The 17701-nt window shown below is 62.8% G+C and carries 17 protein-coding genes and 1 other RNA gene; 10 read left to right on the top strand and 8 right to left on the bottom strand.

Annotated elements, in window-relative coordinates; translation table 11 throughout:
- Positions 1-134: 134 nt before the first annotated feature.
- The 4 genes from YH62_RS02810 to YH62_RS02795 all read left to right on the top strand — a co-directional run bounded on the left by YH62_RS02810 (position 135) and on the right by YH62_RS02795 (position 7116).
- Positions 135-422, top strand: a complete 288-nt coding sequence (locus YH62_RS02810) for a GIY-YIG nuclease family protein (RefSeq protein ID WP_046792615.1) — start codon at positions 135-137, stop codon at positions 420-422.
- Between the two features lie 641 nt (positions 423-1063).
- Positions 1064-2476 carry an FAD-linked oxidase C-terminal domain-containing protein gene (locus YH62_RS02805; RefSeq protein WP_046792614.1) on the top strand — a complete coding sequence of 471 codons (1413 nt, stop codon included), beginning with the start codon at positions 1064-1066 and terminating at the stop codon, positions 2474-2476.
- 136 nt (positions 2477-2612) lie between these two features.
- Entirely contained in the window at positions 2613-6323 is a 3711-nt protein-coding gene (locus tag YH62_RS02800) for an AsmA family protein (RefSeq protein WP_046792613.1), read from the top strand.
- A 10-nt stretch (positions 6324-6333) separates the two neighbouring features.
- Positions 6334-7116 carry a DUF3658 domain-containing protein gene (locus YH62_RS02795; protein ID WP_082118216.1) on the top strand — a complete coding sequence of 261 codons (783 nt, stop codon included), beginning with the start codon at positions 6334-6336 and terminating at the stop codon, positions 7114-7116.
- Here YH62_RS02795 and YH62_RS02790 read toward each other — a convergent pair.
- From YH62_RS02790 to YH62_RS02775, 5 genes are all read right to left on the bottom strand, one after another.
- Positions 7113-7328: a ribbon-helix-helix domain-containing protein gene (locus YH62_RS02790; RefSeq protein ID WP_046792611.1), complete on the bottom strand. Its 216-nt coding sequence runs from the start codon at positions 7326-7328 to the stop codon at positions 7113-7115. The genes YH62_RS02795 and YH62_RS02790 overlap by 4 nt on opposite strands.
- Before the next feature lie 74 nt (positions 7329-7402).
- Positions 7403-7597 carry a DUF4169 family protein gene (locus tag YH62_RS02785; RefSeq protein ID WP_046792610.1) on the bottom strand — a complete coding sequence of 65 codons (195 nt, stop codon included), beginning with the start codon at positions 7595-7597 and terminating at the stop codon, positions 7403-7405.
- Between the two features lie 14 nt (positions 7598-7611).
- A complete protein-coding gene (locus YH62_RS02780; protein ID WP_046792609.1) occupies positions 7612-8118 on the bottom strand; it encodes an SspB family protein in 507 nt (168 codons plus the stop codon).
- A gap of 118 nt (positions 8119-8236) precedes the next feature.
- Positions 8237-8603: a transfer-messenger RNA gene (ssrA, locus tag YH62_RS29320) on the bottom strand.
- A 65-nt stretch (positions 8604-8668) separates the two neighbouring features.
- The gene (locus tag YH62_RS02775; protein ID WP_046792608.1) at positions 8669-9475 is read right to left on the bottom strand and encodes an NAD(P)H-dependent oxidoreductase; all 807 of its coding nucleotides are present in this window, start codon (positions 9473-9475) and stop codon (positions 8669-8671) included.
- 94 nt (positions 9476-9569) lie between these two features.
- On the opposite strand from YH62_RS02775, the gene YH62_RS02770 reads away from it, so the two are divergent.
- The 6 genes from YH62_RS02770 (at position 9570) to YH62_RS02745 (ending at position 16154) form a co-directional block, all read left to right on the top strand.
- Entirely contained in the window at positions 9570-10487 is a 918-nt protein-coding gene (locus tag YH62_RS02770) for a LysR family transcriptional regulator (protein ID WP_046792607.1), read from the top strand.
- A gap of 93 nt (positions 10488-10580) precedes the next feature.
- Positions 10581-11375: a thymidylate synthase gene (locus tag YH62_RS02765; RefSeq protein ID WP_046792606.1), complete on the top strand. Its 795-nt coding sequence runs from the start codon at positions 10581-10583 to the stop codon at positions 11373-11375.
- Positions 11375-11902, top strand: a complete 528-nt coding sequence (locus tag YH62_RS02760) for a dihydrofolate reductase (RefSeq protein WP_046792605.1) — start codon at positions 11375-11377, stop codon at positions 11900-11902. Before YH62_RS02765 ends, YH62_RS02760 begins: the two co-directional genes overlap by 1 nt.
- 146 nt (positions 11903-12048) lie before the next feature.
- Positions 12049-13149: an FtsH protease activity modulator HflK gene (gene hflK, locus YH62_RS02755; protein WP_046792604.1), complete on the top strand. Its 1101-nt coding sequence runs from the start codon at positions 12049-12051 to the stop codon at positions 13147-13149.
- Positions 13149-14087 (top strand): protease modulator HflC, encoded by a 939-nt coding sequence (locus YH62_RS02750; RefSeq protein ID WP_046792603.1) that lies wholly within the window; start codon positions 13149-13151, stop codon positions 14085-14087. The genes hflK and YH62_RS02750 overlap by 1 nt, the downstream gene beginning before the upstream one ends.
- Positions 14088-14288: 201 nt before the next feature.
- Entirely contained in the window at positions 14289-16154 is a 1866-nt protein-coding gene (locus YH62_RS02745; RefSeq protein ID WP_046792602.1) for a DegQ family serine endoprotease, read from the top strand.
- Positions 16155-16523: 369 nt separating this feature from the next.
- Here the strand turns inward: YH62_RS02745 and YH62_RS02740 are convergent, their stop codons facing one another.
- From YH62_RS02740 to YH62_RS02730, 3 genes are read right to left on the bottom strand one after another with little or no spacing between them, the layout of a single operon-like run.
- The gene (locus tag YH62_RS02740) at positions 16524-17126 is read right to left on the bottom strand and encodes a GNAT family N-acetyltransferase (protein WP_245282030.1); all 603 of its coding nucleotides are present in this window, start codon (positions 17124-17126) and stop codon (positions 16524-16526) included.
- A complete protein-coding gene (locus YH62_RS02735) occupies positions 17123-17410 on the bottom strand; it encodes a BrnA antitoxin family protein (RefSeq protein WP_046792601.1) in 288 nt (95 codons plus the stop codon). The genes YH62_RS02740 and YH62_RS02735 overlap by 4 nt, the downstream gene beginning before the upstream one ends.
- The gene (locus tag YH62_RS02730) at positions 17391-17678 is read right to left on the bottom strand and encodes a BrnT family toxin (protein WP_046792600.1); all 288 of its coding nucleotides are present in this window, start codon (positions 17676-17678) and stop codon (positions 17391-17393) included. Before YH62_RS02730 ends, YH62_RS02735 begins: the two co-directional genes overlap by 20 nt.
- Positions 17679-17701: the final 23 nt, after the last annotated feature.

The raw sequence follows: 17701 nt of genomic DNA, 5'->3' as shown, positions 1-17701 counted from the left end.
GGAATCCAGCCGCCGTGCGTCTGCACGGCGAGAGGACTCTTTGAGCAATCGTCCGGCTGGGTGGCTGCTTTGCCTTACCAACGAGTTCGAATTAAACCTTTACGTGCATGTAGACGTCATGCAATCATCGCCTCATGCGCTGTGGCTATGTCTACATCCTGGCATCGAAACGGAACGGCACGCTCTATACCGGCGTGACCAGCGATCTGCCGGGGCGGCTCTATGAACATCAGAATGAGCTGACGCCGGGCTTCACCAGCCGCTATGGCGTCAAGACGCTCGTCTGGTTCGAAATCCATGATCTGGTGGTGGATGCCATCCGGCGGGAAAAGACCATCAAGAAATGGCCGAGAGCGTGGAAGCTCAATCTGATCGAAAGCGTCAATCCGGAATGGGAGGACATTTCTCCCTGGCTTCTCTGAATGGCAAACTGTCTTTTGCGCCCAAGGACTTGGGCGCGCTGGATCCCTGTGACAAGCACAGGGATGACGGAGAAAACAGCCGCCCGCGAAGAAATTTTCATCCTCCTTCATCCCCGCTCTCCAACTTTGCCTCATACTGTCCCTGTCCTGTTTCGGCTGCACCGGTCAAGCATCGCCGGCGAGATGGGGCCGGTGCCCTTTCGATCCGCCGTTGATGCAGGCGGGCAGTTAGGGGCTGCGCAGAAAATGGTCTCCCTCTCGCCTGAGAAACGGCGGGGCGTGCGTGTGTCGCACACAACCCGGCCCGGCTAATAATCAACAACATATGGGCCGCCGCAGAGGGACCGGAGTTGCGCGGAAAAACACACCGAACGGGACACGTCGCGTGTCACCTATAAAATTCAATACGAGGCACACGACGTGTCCCGGCCGTCCTCGGATCGCGCTTCGCTTGTCCGAGGATGACGAAAAGAAAACCGCTGCAGCACCAAGAGAGGAGTCCGTCCACTCGTCACCCTCGGGCCTTCGAGGAAACCGTTCAATACTCGGGTCGTCCTCCTCGGGCCTGACCCGAGGACGAGGGTGGACAAAGCGAAAACCGTCGCCTAACCAGTCCTCGTCAGTTGCAGGGAGATTGGTCGATGGCTGTGAAGGATGTGAGAACGGGAGTTCGCAATGAGGAGGGGATTGCCGCGGTCCTCGGCATCTTGAAGCAGGCCTTCGGCGAGCGCTTCCAGACCGGCCGGTCCTTCCGCGAACAGCATGCCCACACCGCCACTTATCTGCCGTCGCAACTGCCGGACGGCGTCGTCTTCGTCGAAAGTTCCGAGGACGTGAAGACGGTGGTGAAGGCCTGTGCGAGCCATCGCGTGCCCGTCATTCCCTTCGGCACGGGCTCTTCGCTCGAAGGGCAGGTCAATGCGCCCTCCGGCGGCATCTCCATCGATTTCAGCCGCATGAACCGCGTGCTCAGCATCAGCCCCGCCGATCTCGACGTCACCGTCGAGCCGGGCATCACCCGTGAGGAGCTGAACCGGGAGCTGCGCGATACCGGCCTCTTCTTCCCGATCGATCCGGGCGCCAACGCCTCGATCGGCGGCATGGTGGCGACCCGCGCTTCCGGCACCAATGCGGTTCGCTACGGCACGATGAAGGACAATGTCCTGTCGCTGACGGTCGTCACCGCCGATGGCGAGGAGGTCCGCACCGCCCGCCGCGCGAAGAAGTCCTCCGCCGGCTATGATCTCACCCGCCTTTTCGTCGGCTCCGAAGGCACGCTCGGTGTCATCACCTCGGTGACGCTGCGCCTGCAGGGCATTCCCGAAAAGATTGGCGGCGGCGTCTGCGCCTTTCCGACCCTCCAGGCCGCCTGCGATGCCGTCATCATGACCATCCAGATGGGCATTCCCATCGCCCGCATCGAACTGCTGGATGACGTGCAGATACGCGCCTGCAATGCCTATTCCGGCCTCAGCTACCCGGAAAAGCCGACGCTTTTCCTGGAATTCCACGGCACCGAGGAGACCGTGGCGCTGCAATCCGCCCAGTTTTCCGAAATCGCGGCCGAATGCGGCGGCGACGAGTTCCGCTGGACCGACAATGCCGAGGAGCGCACCAAGCTCTGGAAGGCCCGACACGATGCCTATTGGGCGAGCCGGGCGCTGGCGCCGCATCTCGACGGGCTTTCCACCGATGTCTGCGTGCCGATCTCGCGGCTTGCCGAATGCGTGGCCGAGACCCAGGCCGATATCGCCCGTGAGGGCTTGCTCGCGCCGATCGTCGGCCATGCGGGTGACGGCAATTTCCACGTGCTCATCCTTTTTGACGGCAAGGACCCGTCTTCCGTCGCGAAGGTCGAGGCTTTCACGGAACGCCTCAATCGCCGCGCTCTCGCCATGGATGGCACCTGCACCGGCGAGCACGGCATTGGCCAGGGCAAGATGGCTTTCCTGGAAGAGGAACTCGGCGGTGCGCTGGGGCTGATGCGTTCCATCAAGAAAGGGCTCGATCCCGACAATATCTTCAATCCCGGCAAGATCCTGCGGCCTCTTTAAGGAGGGCTCCCGCAAGCGTGACCTGCCAGCGGTCTTTCGACCTTTTCATTTCGTGGTGAAACGCACTAGGGTGACAAGAAAACGCGATTGCCGTTGAGATTATGTGAGGCGAACGGAACGGAAGGAAACGGGGACGGTGCTTCAACGCATCATGCTTGCAATCGGCGGACTTGTCGTGGTGGCGCTTTTCACCGCGCTGCTCGCTCCGTTCTTCGTGGATTGGTCGAGCTTTCGCGTCGCCTTCGAGGAGCAGGCGAGCCGCATCCTCGGCAAGAAGGTCTCCGTCCACGGCTCCGTCGATGCGCGTATCCTGCCGTTTCCCTCCGTCACCCTGCATGATGTGAGGGTCGGAACCGATACCGACGGCCAGCCGCTGGTTCAGGTCGCCCGGTTCTCGATGGATATGGAGCTTGCGCCTTTCCTGTCGGGCGAGGCGCGTATTTTCGACATGCGCATTGAGGAGCCGAAGGCGCGCATTCGCGTATTGCAGGACGGCACGCTCGATTGGATGCGCGGCAGCCGCCCGGCGATCCCGGCCCGCACCGTCGTCATCGAGGATGTGCACATCACCGATGGCGCGATCGACTTGATCGACGAGCAGACCGGCAAGTCGCGCCGCCTCACCGGGCTTTCGGCCGATATGTCGGCTGAAAGGCTCACCGGTCCCTGGCGGGGCGAGGGCGCCGCGATCCTTGATGGCCATGGCGCGCGCTTCACGCTGGCGAGCGGCGAGATCGACCGCGCGGCGGCCCGGCTTCCGCTTCGGCTGCGCCTATGGCCGGAGGCGCAGCCGGTCGAAGTCAATCTCGACGGCGAGCTGGCGATTGCCGACAACAAGCCGCTATACCGCGGCAATTTCACCTTCGGCTTTCTGCAGGAGGAAGACGAGACCGAGCCCGTGGAACCGCCGCCTCCGGGGCCACGCGTCAAGGGTGGTTTCGAACTCACCAACGAGCGCTTCCGCATCCCGGAATACCGCTTGGAGGCAGGCGCTCCGGACGACCCTTACGTCGTGACCGGCGAGGCGACGCTGGATACCGGCGAAAAGCCGGAATTCCTGTTGACCGCGGAGGGCCAGCAGATCGATGTCGACCGCCTCGGCAACGGCAATCGGGGCAAGACAGGCCGGTATGCGGCCGCCTCCGCCAATCGCCGCATCAACGCCTTCATCGAGCTTGCAGCCCGCATTCCCGTTCCGCAGATGCCCGGCAAGGCGACGCTTCGCCTGCCGGCGATCGTCGCCGACGATACGACCATCCGCGACATCCGTCTCGATATCCGCCCCGCCGGCCAGGGCTGGACCGTCGACAATGTGGTGGCGACCTTGCCGGGACGCACGCAGGTCGAAGGCAAGGGCCTGCTGACACTGGCCGGCCGGCCCTCCTTCGTGGGCGATCTCCTGCTCGCCTCGACCCAGCCTTCGGGTCTCGCGGACTGGCTTTCCGGCCAGGTGGACCCGGCCATCCGGCAATTGCGCACTGCGGGTTTCTCGGCGAAGGTCAATCTGACGCCGGAACTGCAGCGGTTCGACGACCTCGAGCTGGCGATCGGCCCGGCGACGCTGAAAGGCAGCGTCGAACGGCAGTCGCAGTCGAACGCCGTACCCGCGCTGACGCTCGATCTTTCGGGCAACGAGATCGATATCGATGCCATGCGGGCGCTCGCCTCGCTGATGACGGGCGACGATGCCGGTCAGGCCGTGCTCGACCACCGCATCGCCGCCAATCTGAAAGCCGACCGGTTCACCGCCTTCGGCGTGGCGGCGGAAAAGGTCGATACCGTCTTCACGCTTTCGGAAGGCGCACTGTCGCTGGAACGGCTGACGGTCGGCAGCCTGGAGGGGGCGACGATCAATGCCCGCGGCAAGGCGGAAGGCTCTCTGCTCTCCTATCTCGGCAATGCGACCGTCACTCTGAAGGCGGCAAATCCCGGCCGTTTCCTCGCAATGCTGCGCGACCGCCTGCCGCCGCATCCCGCCCTGCAAAAGCTGGCGCGCAATTCCGCCTGGTTCGCCGATACCGATCTTTCCGCCGACCTGACGATCGGCGGGGCCGGACGAAGCGGCATTTCCGCGGTGGTGACGGGCGCCATGAACGGGAGCAGGCTTTCCGCGGATCTGGAACTGCCACGCATCTTCGATCTCACCGGCGGGCCGGATTTTTCCGTCAAGGCTAGGCTCGACAATCCGACGCCGTCGATTCTTCTCGGCCAGGCGGGTTTCGATCCGCTGCCTTTTGAGGGCGATGGCGCCGGCCGTCTGGAACTCGATCTCCGTCAGCAGGGAGAAGGGCCTGCCGCCGCCGACTTTTCTTTCCGCACGGAGCGCACGCAGCTTTCGGCCAAGGGCGATGTCGATCTGAAGGCGGGTGGTTTCGGTGAGGGAAGGGCGCATGTGGATCTGCGGAGCGCCGATCTCGAACCCTATCTGCTGATGACGGGCATCGGCCTGCCGCAATTCGGCTCGGGCCTGCCGCTCCGGTTTGCGGGAGACGTGGCCGTGACCCCGCAGACCGTGAATCTGACGGGCGTGAACGGCGAGGCCGCCGGCAGCGCCTTTTCAGGCGAGCTGAACATCGATCGCACTCTACCGGGCTATCCCGCATCCGGATCGCTCGACTTCGATACGCTCGATTTGGCTTGGCTTGGCGAAGCCGTCTACGGGCCTTTGACCGAACCCGAGAGCGGTGCCTTTTCGGCAAGGGATTTCGGCCGGCCGATCTTCGGCGACGCCGATGTGAGCCTAAACGTGAAGGCCAAGGCCTTCTGGGCGGGCATGGCCGGCAGGATCGATGATTTTTCCGCGAAGCTCGTGCACAAGAATGGCGGTGTCACGATCGAGGACGGAAACGGGACGTGGCAGGGCGGCAGGGTTTCGGGCCGCATGATGATGTCGAACGGCGAAGGCGCCGGTATCTTCCAGACGAAAATCCACCTGGAGGACGCCGATCTTACGCCACTGGTCTGGAACCTTGACGAAGTGCCGATCGCAAGCGGCAAGCTGGGGCTCGATCTTTCGGCGGAGGTGACGGGAAAGAGTGTTGCCGAACTCGTGGATTCGGCCGGAGGCTCCGGCGAGATACGGCTCTCCGACCTTGCAGTCGAGGGCATCAATCCGAATGCCCTGCCGCCGCTCTCCGCCGAGATCGACAAGCTCGAGGGGGAGGTGACGGAAGCGAAGGTCCTGCCTCTGCTATCGAAGGTCGTGCACAAGGGCTCCGCCAATCTTGGTCAGGTCGCCATTCCCTTCACCATCACCGATGGCGAACTCCGGGCACAGAACGTCGCGGCCTCGACCGGTCCGGCGAAGCTGATGGGGGATGTCCGCGTCGATCTCCTGAAAGAGGCGCTCCAGGGCAGTCTCGCGATCACATATGACGCCGGAGATGAAGCCATCGCGGGCGGAGATCCGACGGTGCGGCTCGTCTATTCCGGCGATCTTGCCGCGCCTAAAAAGACGATCGATGCCGCGCCGCTCACGAATTTCCTGTCGCAGCGCGCCTTCGAACGTGAACGGCGGCGCGTGGAGGCGCTACAGGCGAGCGTGTTGGAAAAGCAGCGCCTTCGCCGCGAGGTCGCGCTTTATAATTTCCAGGCGGCGGAGCGTGAGGCGGCCCGCCAGAAGGCGGAGGCCGAAGAGCGTGCGCGGCAGGAAGCCGAAGCCAGAAGGCAGGCGGAAGCCGAAACGCGCCGGCAAGCCGTTCTCGCCGAACAGCGCCGACAGCGGGAAACGCAAGGAAATCAGCCGTCGGCACCCGTTCTGAGCGTGCCTCCCACCGAGGACGTCATCCGGGAGAGCCTGCCGCCGCTCGGAAATTCAGCGTTCCAGAGCCTGCCGGGCGTTCAATAGCGGGTTTGCCATGACTGATTTTCACGTCGTTACTTCGCCAAGTGCCGCCGGCAGCTTGAAATATGCCGTCGAACGCCTTGGTTTGTCGGGCGACGTGCACTGCATCATGGATGATCTGAGACTCGGTCCCCTCGCCAGCGAAAGGGAGCGGTTTCTGTTTTGGCAGGGCCTTTCCAAGGGATATGGCGATGATGATCTGGATTTAACGATGCACGGGGAAGAGGATGTCTTTGCTCCGTGGCGGATATTGCGCGAGCAGGTGATTTCCGGAGGGCCGCATCGCGTGTTGATCTGGGCAAGCGGCAGCGGGGCGGACTATGTTTTCCTGCGGATGGCCTGCCATCGGCTTGCGGATACGGGGGCAACCCTGATGCATATTCCGGTGCCGCCGCGGCACGGTTTGCACGCTGTTGCCGTCCATACGCCGCAGTCGCTGATCGGTTTTGCGAGGGACGCAACTGTTGTCCCGGAGGGCGACCGTCGCCGCCTTGCCGCGGAATTCGAGGCGATCGCCGTTCGGCCGGAGCTCTTGCGGGAATGCGACGGGTCCGGACATCTGCGTTTCCGCGATCTGTCGGTTCACGATGCCTTCATACTGGAAAATTGCTCAGCCGAATGGCGCCTTGCGGCGCGGGTCGCAGGCGATGTGATGGGGAAATGTGACCCCCGAAACGGACTGAGCGACATGTTCATTCATTCCCGGCTGCAACATCTCATCGGCGAAGCGCTGATTGAGAGCGAGGGCCAGCGCCAGGGATTGCGCAATTACCGGGTCCGGTTGGCCAGCCCCTAGGAAAGTTTGTTCTTGAGCCGGTGAAACACGTGGACGCGGAGCGCCGAGGAGAGATTGCTCTCCGCTGCGCGGCCGTCGTCGATTTCGGCAATGAGCGCCGCAAGGCTGATGTTCCGCTCCTCGGCGATCAGCCGCAGCTCCTGCCAGAACTCGTCCTCGAGGGTGAAGCTGGTGCGATGACCATGCAGCGTGGTTGAGTGTTTTCGGATCATGCGGAGGCTCCATTAGGAGTGCATGGAGCGGTCAGGAATTCGGCTTCAAGGCCGCGCGGCGGCCGCACAGGCCGTCAATCTTCGTCGAGCGGCTTTTCCAGCCGACCCTGGTCCAGCGTCTTTTCCGCCTTTTCGTTGAGCGCGCGGGTCAGGGTCTTCTCCGCCTTGCCGCGACCGAAAGCGAGGCGGTTCTGCTCCGCCTGCTTTTCCTTTTCGCTGCGCGCCTTGTTCTTTCGGAACTGGCGGAGATTGACGACTTGGCCGGTCATGAGACCTCTTGGGATCAATGCTTCTTGCGGAAGGAATCGAGCGAGACGACTGAGCCAGGCTTCTTCTCTTCGCTGGGGGCGGCTTCCGGTGCCTCGACCGCGCGCGGCGCGGCTTCGACCGGAATGGCGGTGATTTCGGCCGATGCATCGTCCTCTTCCGACAGCGGCACTTCGAACTCGAGCTCGAAGTTCACGGACGGGTCGTAGAAGCCGCGAATGGCATTGAAGGGGATGGCGAGACGTTCGGGCGTATCCGAGAAGGAAAGTCCGATCTCGAACATGGTATCGGTTACCTTGAGGTCCCAGAACTGGTGCTGGACGACGATGGTCATCTGCTCGGGATATTTCGCTTTCAGGTGCTGGGAAATGCGCACGCCCGGCGCGCCGGTCAGGAAGGTGATGAAGAAGTGATGGTCTCCGGGCAGGCGACCGGTTGCCGCGACCTCCGCCAAAACCTTGCGGATGACGCCGCGCAAAGCGTCCTGCGCCAGAATGTCGTAACGGATATGATCCTGCCCCATACGGTCCTATCTTTCCAATTCTCTGTCTTATGCAAAGCGCGTTATGCCATGCGGCCGGCTCGGGGAAAACCCCCGCGACGCTTCGAGTCAACCACATACTATTCGACTGGAGGGAGAAGGTGAAGGCTTCTGTTGCCAGGTGCCTTCGGACCCCGCCTTAAGGTGCTAACCCTAAGGACTTAGAGCGGAATTCCCGCACCGCCATTAGGCAGCGAGAGCATATTCCTTAGCGTTGTTGTCGTTTGCAACTACACTTGTGACCCGATGACGGTGGTATCATGCCGAGCAAAAGTTCGATCTTTACACCCTTGTCGATCCTATTTCGCCCCCATCAAAAGCCGGTCTTCGGACCGACCGGTTTTTGGTGGAGGCGCCGGGTACCGCCCCCGGGTCCAATAGGTTTATTACACCGACCGTTTATTGCCATAGCCGGGCAGATGCCCGGCAAGGCTGATATAGGTGTTTCCGGGCGCCATGAAAAGAGGCAGGCCGCGTTTGCGGCCTGAAAAATATTGGGAATTGGGAGGCGCGGCGGAAAGCCGGACATCCGTCAGGACGCCTTGCGGACCACCTCGGCGCCGCCGAGATGCAGCGCGAAGCCGCTCGCGGACGGATCGGCAAGGCCGGGTCGTAGCTGCATGCTCGGGATCAGATAATCGCCGCCATTCTGCCGCCGGTAGGGAATGGGCGCGGTGGTTTGCAGCGTGCGCATTCTCTCGCGCAGGCGCCCCGCGACGGTTTCGAATCCCGCCTCGTCGAGACGATCGACCTTGTAGGCCACGAATGGCGGCAGGACGTCATAACCCGGATAATAGAGGATGCCGTGATTGATCGGAAACAGCAGGTCCTCGATCGGTCCGTTGACGCCGCGGGCGGAATAATGCTCCTCCCATCCGCCGGCGGTCACGATCAGCATGGCGCGCTTGCCGGCGAGCTTTCCCTCGCCATAGCGGTCGCCCCACCGCGTGTCGCTATGCTCGCCGACACCATAGGCGAAACCATAGGCATAGACCCGCTCGACCCATCCTTTCATAATTGCCGGCATGCTGAACCACCAGAGCGGGAACTGGAGGATCAGAACGTCGGCCCATAGAAGCTTCTCGATCTCGGCCTTGACGTCGTCCGTCAGGCTGTCGGTCTCGAAGGCCTTCTTGGACGCCGCAACCGGCACAAGACGCGCATCCGGGGCGAGCGACGGGAAATCGGCGCGATCGACCTCGGATTTCCAGCCCTCCGCATAAAGGTCGGTCACTCGCACTTCGTGGCCCTGGGCTTCGAGTTCGTTGACGGCGACATCGCGCAGCGCCCCGTTGAGGGAACCCGGTTCGGGATGAGCAAAGACAAGCAGAACTTTCATGGTCGGTATTCCTCTGAAATGAGAACTTACCCTCAAGTAGACAGAAGGAATGTGATCCACTAGATGTGGCCAATGAATATGATTGTGCCGTATTATGGATAAATCGGACGTCACATTGGAGCGCATGCGCACCTTCATCCGGGTGGCCGAACGCGGTAGCCTCTCGGCGGTGGCGCGTGAACTCGGCATCGGCCAATCCACGGTGACGCGGCATCTGAGGGAGCTGGAAGAGGCGGTCGGCGTGCCGCTTCTGTCGCGGACTACCCGGCGGGTGACGCTGACGGATGAAGGCAGCCGCTATTATGCCGACAGCGTGCAGATCCTGCGTCTCGTGGAGCAGGCGGGGGACGAAGCGCGGGGCGCGCGCGGAGCACCGGCCGGCACGATCCGGATTTCCTGCACCGCGGCCTTCGGCGTGCTGCATGTCACCCGCCTGATCTTCGCCTTTCAGGATCGCTATCCCGATATCGGGGTCGATCTCAGCCTCACCGACGAACGAGTGGACCTCGTGCGGGAAGGCGTCGATATCGCGCTCCGGCTCGGACCGCTGACCGACAGTTCCATGAAGCTGCGGCCCCTCGGCCAGAGCCGCCGCTTGCTTGTCGCAGCGCCGGATTATCTTGCGGCCCATGGCAGGCCGGCTCGCCCGCAGGACATTGCCGAGCATGAAGGCATTCGCATGTCGAACGTGGCGGGAAGCGACACGCTCGTCCTGCAGGGGGAAGACGGCGTGCGGCATGTCGTGGCGTTCGGCGGGCGTTTTCGCGTCGATCACGGGCTTGCCGCGCGGGAGGCCCTTGCCGCCGGCCGCGGCATCGGCCCCACCCACCGCTGGCTTGTCGACGATCTGTTGGGGGAGGGACGGTTAGAGGCCGTCCTACCGGAATATTCCCTGCCTTCGGTGCCGCTGAACATGCTGATCGTGCCCGAGCGGGCCGGTATCGTCCGGGTTCGCCTGCTGGTGGATTTCCTCGCCGCAGAAATTTCCGCCATTCCGGGCATCGAACGATGAGACAGGCATATTCTGTGGAGGTGGCGGCAAGCAGGTGGCCCGCCGGCGCAGTCGGCGCTAATATGAGGGTAACAAGGAATCAGCGGCCGTATCATGAAGCAATATCTCGACCTCCTCCGGCATGTCATGGAAACCGGCATCGATCGTGGCGATCGCACCGGTAAGGGCACGCGCTCCGTCTTCGGTTATCAGATGCGGTTCGACCTTGCGGAAGGCTTTCCGCTGCTGACCACCAAGAAACTGCACCTGAGATCGATCATCCATGAACTGCTCTGGTTCCTGAAAGGCGACACGAATATCGCCTATCTCAAGGAAAACGGGGTTTCGATCTGGGACGATTGGGCCGATGAAAGCGGCGATCTCGGCCCCGTCTACGGCTATCAGTGGCGCTCCTGGCCGGCGCCCGACGGTCGGCATGTCGACCAGATCGCGCAGCTTGTCGAAGGGCTGAAGGTCAATCCGAATTCCCGCCGCCATATCGTTTCCGCCTGGAACCCGGCCCTGGTGGATGAGATGGCGCTGCCGCCCTGCCACTGCCTGTTCCAGTTCTATGTCGCTGACGGAAAGCTCTCCTGCCAGCTCTACCAGCGGTCGGGCGATGTCTTCCTCGGCGTGCCGTTCAACATCGCCTCTTATGCGCTGCTGACGATGATGATGGCGCAGGTGACGGGGCTGAAACTCGGCGATTTCGTCCATACACTCGGCGACACGCATATCTATTCGGATCATTTCGAGCAGGCGAAACTGCAGCTCACCCGCGAGCCGAAGGCGCCGCCGAAGATGCACATCAATCCGGAAGTGAGGGATATATTCTCCTTCCGCTTCGAGGATTTCACGCTCACCGATTACGATCCCCATCCGCATATCAAGGCGGCGGTAGCGGTGTGATGGCCGTTCCGGTTTCGATTTTCGTCGCGGTCTCCAGGAACAACGTCATCGGCCGCGATGGCGACATGCCCTGGAAGCTCTCGACCGATCTCAAGCGCTTCAAGGCGATGACGCTCGGCAAGCCGATGATCGTGGGGCGCAAGACGCTGGAGAGTTTCGGCGGCAAACCTCTGCCGGGGCGGCCGCACGTGGTCGTCACCCGCGATCCGGCCTTCCATGTGGAAGGCGCGGATGTGGCGCGGTCGCTTGAAGAGGCACTTGAGCGGGCGCAGGCGGTCGCGGCGCAAACGGGAGCGGATGAGATCGGAATCCTGGGCGGCGGGCAGATCTACGCCCAGGCGATCGACGTCGCCGACCGGCTCTATGTGACGCATGTGGAAGCAGAGATCGCCGACGGCGATACCTTCTTTCCGGCGATAGATCCCGCAGTCTTCGAAAAGAGCGAGGAACTATTCGTCCCGGCGGGCGAAAAGGACAGTTTTCCGACCCGTTTCGTCGTTTATTCCCGCCGCACTGCGGCAAACTGAAACATTTCGTTACCAAACACCTGGAAGTTATTGGTTGCCGCGTTGAAAGGCGCGAAACTCGTACCTATAACGGGCAATGACCTTGGCCGCGGCTGTTATAAGTTGTCGTTCCTGGGATGGGAGAATTTGCAAACAAAGAGGTTTTGATGCCCTGGAGCAATCAGAATGGTGGCGGCGGCGGCCCTTGGGGCGGCGGCGGTGGCGGCGGTAACAATCAGGGACCCTGGGGACAGGGACCCAACCGCCCACGCGGCGGCGGCAGCGGCGGCCCGCCGGATTTGGAGGACATCATCCGACGTAGCCAGGACAGGCTGCGGGGCATCGTGCCGGGAGGCTTCAATGGCGGCGCATTCGCGATCATTGCGCTGGTCCTCCTCGCCTTCCTCGCATTCCAGTCGATCTACACCGTGCAGCCGGACGAACGCGGCGTCGAGCTGCGCTTCGGCCGCCCGAAGGAAGAGATCGCCATGCCGGGCCTGCATTTCCATCTCTGGCCGTTCGAAACGGTGGAGATCGTCAAGGTTACCGAGCAGCAGCAGAATATCGGCGCACGCGGTTCCAGCAATTCGAACGCGGGCTGGATGCTGACGGGCGACCAGAACATCGTCAACGTGCAGTTCTCGGTGCTTTTCACGGTGACCGATCCGCGCGCCTATCTCTTCAATCTGGAATCGCCGGCCGAGACGTTGCAGCAGGTCGCCGACAGCGCCATGCGCGAGGTCGCCGGCCGTCGTCCGGCGCAGGACCTCTTCCGCGACGACCGCGAAGGTATGTCGACGCAGGTTCGCGATATCATTCAGGGCACCATGGACCGCTACGGCTCCGGCATTTCGATCAACGCCGTGCCGATCGAGGATGCGGCCCCGCCGCGTGAAGTGGCCGATGCCTTCGAAGAAGTGCAGCGCGCCGAGCAGGACGAGGACCGCATCGTCGAGGAAGCCAATCGATATGCGAACCAGCAGCTCGGCCAGGCTCGCGGTCAGGCCGCCCAGGTTCGCGAAGAGGCTTCGGCCTATCGCGACCGCGTCGTCAACGAGGCGCAGGGTGAGGCGCAGCGCTTCATCTCGATCTATCAGGAATATGCCAATGCGCCGGATGTCACGCGCGAGCGCATCTTCATCGAAACCATGGAGAACGTGCTGAAGAACTCGAACAAGATCATCATCGAGGGAGGCCAGGGCGTCGTTCCCTACCTGCCGCTCAATGAAATCAACCGGCCGGTGACGACGCAGCAGGGAGCAAACTGATGATTTCCAACAAGCTCCCCGCATTTCTGATTGGCCTCGCGGTCATCCTTTTCCTGGTCTACTCCTCGGTGTTCGTGGTCAACGAGCGCGAGCAGGCCATCGTCGTCCGCTTCGGTGAGATTCAGGACGTGAAGAGCCAACCCGGCATCTATCTCAAGCTGCCCTTCGCGTTCATGGATGCAGACCGCGTCCAGTATATCGAGGATCGCGCCTTGCGTTTCGATCTGGACAATATCCGCGTCCAGGTTCGCGGCGGCGCCTTCTATGAAGTCGACGCTTTCGTGGTCTATCGCATCGAAGACCCCCGCCGCTTCCGGGAGGCCGTGTCGGGCGACCGGGAGGCTGCCGAAGCGCGTCTCAGCACCCGTCTCGATGCCGGCCTGCGCCGCGTCTACGGTCTGCGCAGCTTCACCGCCGCGCTTTCCGACGAGCGCGCCTCGATGATGACCGAGGTTCATAACGACTTGAACCAGGCGGCCGAATCTCTCGGCGTCAAGATCCAGGACGTCCGCATCCGCCGGACCGACCTGACGCAGGAAGTCTCGCAGCAGACCTTCGCCCGCATGCGGGCAGAGCGTCTGGCCGAAGCGGAGCTGATCCGAGCCCGTGGTGGCGAGGAAGGCCAGCGTCGCCGGGCGATCGCCGACCGCCAGGTGGTGGAGTTCGTCTCCGCGGCCCAGCGCGATTCGGAAATCATCCGAGGCGAGGGCGATGCCCAGCGCAACAAGATCTTCGCGGAAGCCTTCACGCGCGATCCGGCCTTCTTCCAGTTCTATCGCTCGATGCGGGCCTATGTGGCCTCGATGGCGAATAGCGGAACGACCATGGTGCTGTCGCCGGATTCGGAATTCTTCCGCTTCTTCAACGGCTCCGGCGGCCAGCCGGGGCAGGCGACGCCGCCTGCCGCGCCCGCCCAGCCGGCGGCGCCGGCTAACTGACGGAACGATGATCGGGGCGGCTTCGGGCCGCCCCGATCTTTTGTGGAGACATCCACAGGCGAATGCCGGGTGAGGGGGCGGTCTCACGAAAAGGTAATTTCGCCTGTCTTTATTCCGCCTTATGCTCGGTCGAAACTTGAGGCCGAAGTTCAACAGTCCGCCCGCTACTCCGCCGGGCATACCCGATAGCGAGGAAACCAGATGGTCCATTCGGTTCAATCGTCCTGGAAGTGCTCAGTCGCGCTGATCGCGGCCTTCGCCGTTCTGGCGGGACCCTTGCAGGCTGCAGCCCAGACGACCGGGCCAGCCGTTCCTCCAGCCGCGCCGGAGGCGCAGCCGGTTCTCCCTGATACGCAGCCGGCTCCTGACACGCAGCCAGCTCCCCCGGAATCACAGCCTGCTCCCCCGGAAGCGCCACCAGCTTCTCCGGAGGTACAGCCGGTTCCCCCAGATACACAGCCGGCCCCTGACATGCAGCCTGCTCCCGAGGCGCAGCCGGCTCCGCCCGCGCCACCTGCCGCGGAAATGCTGCCGGCGCCGCCGACCTCTTCCCCGCCGATTGCGGGCACGCCGCCTTCGCCGGTTCTGCCGGGTGCCGGGCCGGCCTCGATCGCCGATATGGCCGGCGGGCTGCTCGATGCGGTGGTCAACATCTCCACCTCCCAGAGCGTCAAGGAGGAGGGCGCCGGCCCGCAGCCGCAGATTCCGGAGGGCTCGCCCTTCCAGGAGTTCTTCGAGGACTATTTCGACGGCCAGGGTGGTCAGGGCGGGGCCCAGAAGGTTTCCTCGCTCGGCTCCGGCTTCGTGATCGATCCGGCCGGCTTCGTGGTGACCAACAACCACGTGATCGAAGGCGCCGACGATATCGAAGTGGTTTTCCCGAACGGCAGCAAGCTCAAGGCCACATTGGTCGGCACCGACACCAAGACCGACCTTTCGGTGTTGAAGGTGGAGCCGAAGACGCCGCTGAAGGCGGTGCGTTTCGGCGATTCGCGGCAGATGCGGATCGGCGACTGGGTGATGGCGATCGGCAATCCTTTCGGGCTCGGCGGCTCGGTGACGCTCGGCATCATCTCGGCCCGCAACCGCAACATCAATGCCGGGCCCTACGACAACTTCATCCAGACGGATGCCGCCATCAACAAGGGCAATTCCGGCGGACCGCTCTTCAACATGAAGGGCGAGGTCATCGGCATCAACACGGCCATCATCTCGCCCTCCGGCGGCTCGATCGGCATCGGCTTCGCCGTCCCGACCGAACTTGCGGAAAACATCGTCCACCAGCTGATCGAGTTCGGCGAAACGCGCCGCGGCTGGCTCGGCGTGCGCATCCAGCCGGTGACCGACGAGGTCGCCCAGAGCCTTGGCCTGGACCGCGCCCGCGGCGCGCTGGTTGCCGGCGTCATCAAGGGAGGTCCGGTCGACAACGGCGTGCTGCGCTCCGGCGATGTCATCCTTTCCTTCGACGGCCGCCCGGTCAGCGAAATGCGCGACCTGCCGCGGGCCGTGGCAGAGAGCGCGGTGGGCAAGGAAGTCGACGTCGTCGTCCTGCGCGACGGCAAGGAAGAGACCGTCAAGGTGACGCTCGGCCGTCTGGAGGACAGCGCCGATGCCGCCGCCGACGATGCCGAACAGCCGGTGCTGCCCGAAGGCGAGGGCGAGGACATGGCTCCGGAGAACGGTGCTCCCGGTGACCAATCCGGAGATCAGTCCGGGGATCAATCTGGAGATCAGCCCAATGATCAGTCCGGGGCAGTAACGGACGACCCGACGCTCAGCCTCGGCATGACGCTCGCGACACTCGATGAAGAGCGCCGCAAGAGCCTCGGCATTGCCGAAAGCGTCGAGGGCGTCGTCATCACCGCCGTGGAGGCGGATTCAGCCGCGGCCGGAAAGGGTCTCAAGCCCGGCGAAGTGGTGGTCGAAGTCGGGCAGGATTTCATGGCGAGCCCGGCCGATGTGGTGGCCAAGGTTCAGGCGCTGAAGGCGGAAGGCCGCCGCAATGCGCATGTGATGATTTCCGACGCGACCGGAAACCTGCGGTTCGTGGCAGTTCCCCTCGAATAGGTTAGGGCCAATCGACATTCAGGGTTTGGAGCGCGGTATGAGGGAAAATCGTTCAGTTCTAGGAGCGAAACCGATGGTGGAGCCGAACTCCATCAAGGTTTCGCGACGCGGAAATGGGCGATTTTCACCATATCCCACGCGCAACCCCGAAAATGCTTCAGCATTTTCGGAAAGGATTGCGCGCGTTCCGGAGAGCGCTGCGTCCTTTAGCCGGCCTTCAGGCCGGCTGGCGCAGCGTGGGACGCGGCGGATTTCGCGCCTTGCTGCGTCGAAGGCCCCTCGTGGAGTTATGCTCCACGTCGGTTCCTTCTCCTTGCCATCCACGAAATCCGGCTCGCGCCGCGTCCGAAACCTGATTGTCGATTGGTCCTAGGCCGGCGTTCTGCCGGCCTCCCATTCTTCCCGGCTGAGGGCGTAGACCACATGGCCCTTCAGGTGGGGGTGCGTGTCGGGCACGCGCGGATGGTCGAAGTCGCGCCCGGCATCACGCTTGAGGCCGATCCGTTCCATGACCGCCGTGGAGCGCCGGTTGCCGGCCACAGCGAAAGAGACGATCTCCTCAAGGGCGGCCTTTTCGAAACCCCAGCCGATGAGCGCGCTTGCCGCTTCCGTGACGTAGCCATTGCCCCAGAAGCGGGTGGCCAGCCGCCAGCCGATTTCCACCGTCTCCGGCGGAAAGATATCCGGCATGTTGGCGAGCGAAAGACCGCAGAAGCCCATCGGCTCGCCGGTTTCCTTGAGTTCCAGCGCGTAGAAGCCGAGGCCCGTCCCGGTGATGATGCCGTTCAGCTTTTCCATCATCGCATCGGCTTCCGCGTGTGTGCGCCGGAAGGGAAAGAATTCCATTACCTTCGGGTCGGAATTGATCTCGCGGAAGAGGTCTCGGTCGGAGGCAAGCCAGTTCCGCAGCCGCAGCCGTTCGGTTTCGAGGATGATGGTGGGCATTTCCCGGTGGATCGGATTGGACGTCATGCCCGCTTCTTTTCCTGCCGGGCAACATGCTGACGCAGCACGCTGTTGATTTCGGTCTGATAGCCGCTGCCATGAGCGTGCGATTTGAACCATTCGATCACGTCGGCATCCAGCCGGATGGTGACGGATTTTTTCAGTGGTCTGTAAAGGTGGCCTCGTTTTGCCAGGCGCCACTGTTCTTCCGTGATTTCCGGGATATCGCTGGTGTCGATATCGCCATCGTTCAGCGCTGCGATTTCCGCCAGTTCGGCCAATTGATCGTCACTAAAAGGCTTCTTGCTCATATCGTCTCCTCTCATGCGAAGTGGCCTTTCGAGCGCTGATGATACGGATCACCTCTTGTGCTCCGGCGCTCCGGTAGACATGCGCAACGACGAGAATGGTCACCGATGCGACCGAGCCTATCGCAAGCCAGCGCTCTTCGCCGTCATAGACCCCGTCCGGGATAATCACATGATGCGGATCGTCCCAGACATGTTGCGCGATTTCAAATGAGACCTTGTGCTTCGCCTTGTTCAGGTTTGCTTTCTGAGGGTCCCATTCGAATTCCATCGCATCACCTAGTGTACATACAT

The sequence above is a fragment of the Rhizobium sp. LC145 genome (assembly GCF_001005825.1).
Taxonomy (GTDB): Bacteria; Pseudomonadota; Alphaproteobacteria; order Rhizobiales; family Rhizobiaceae; genus Neorhizobium.
Note: the sequence above shows the minus strand (reverse complement) of the source record. Positions and strands in the feature narration are given on the sequence as shown.

What these genes read in the sequence shown, in the direction of transcription:
- YH62_RS02810 (WP_046792615.1), top strand. Translation starts at nt 135, where the DNA reads ATGCGCTGTGGCTATGTCTACATCCTGGCATCGAAACGGAACGGCACG.
- YH62_RS02805 (WP_046792614.1), top strand. Translation starts at nt 1,064, where the DNA reads ATGGCTGTGAAGGATGTGAGAACGGGAGTTCGCAATGAGGAGGGGATT.
- YH62_RS02795 (WP_082118216.1), top strand. Translation starts at nt 6,334, where the DNA reads ATGACTGATTTTCACGTCGTTACTTCGCCAAGTGCCGCCGGCAGCTTG.
- YH62_RS02790 (WP_046792611.1), bottom strand. Translation starts at nt 7,328, where the DNA reads ATGATCCGAAAACACTCAACCACGCTGCATGGTCATCGCACCAGCTTC.
- YH62_RS02785 (WP_046792610.1), bottom strand. Translation starts at nt 7,597, where the DNA reads ATGACCGGCCAAGTCGTCAATCTCCGCCAGTTCCGAAAGAACAAGGCG.
- YH62_RS02780 (WP_046792609.1), bottom strand. Translation starts at nt 8,118, where the DNA reads ATGGGGCAGGATCATATCCGTTACGACATTCTGGCGCAGGACGCTTTG.
- YH62_RS02775 (WP_046792608.1), bottom strand. Translation starts at nt 9,475, where the DNA reads ATGAAAGTTCTGCTTGTCTTTGCTCATCCCGAACCGGGTTCCCTCAAC.
- YH62_RS02770 (WP_046792607.1), top strand. Translation starts at nt 9,570, where the DNA reads ATGGATAAATCGGACGTCACATTGGAGCGCATGCGCACCTTCATCCGG.
- YH62_RS02765 (WP_046792606.1), top strand. Translation starts at nt 10,581, where the DNA reads ATGAAGCAATATCTCGACCTCCTCCGGCATGTCATGGAAACCGGCATC.
- YH62_RS02760 (WP_046792605.1), top strand. Translation starts at nt 11,375, where the DNA reads ATGGCCGTTCCGGTTTCGATTTTCGTCGCGGTCTCCAGGAACAACGTC.
- hflK (WP_046792604.1), top strand. Translation starts at nt 12,049, where the DNA reads ATGCCCTGGAGCAATCAGAATGGTGGCGGCGGCGGCCCTTGGGGCGGC.
- YH62_RS02750 (WP_046792603.1), top strand. Translation starts at nt 13,149, where the DNA reads ATGATTTCCAACAAGCTCCCCGCATTTCTGATTGGCCTCGCGGTCATC.
- YH62_RS02745 (WP_046792602.1), top strand. Translation starts at nt 14,289, where the DNA reads ATGGTCCATTCGGTTCAATCGTCCTGGAAGTGCTCAGTCGCGCTGATC.
- YH62_RS02740 (WP_245282030.1), bottom strand. Translation starts at nt 17,126, where the DNA reads ATGACGTCCAATCCGATCCACCGGGAAATGCCCACCATCATCCTCGAA.
- YH62_RS02735 (WP_046792601.1), bottom strand. Translation starts at nt 17,410, where the DNA reads ATGAGCAAGAAGCCTTTTAGTGACGATCAATTGGCCGAACTGGCGGAA.
- YH62_RS02730 (WP_046792600.1), bottom strand. Translation starts at nt 17,678, where the DNA reads ATGGAATTCGAATGGGACCCTCAGAAAGCAAACCTGAACAAGGCGAAG.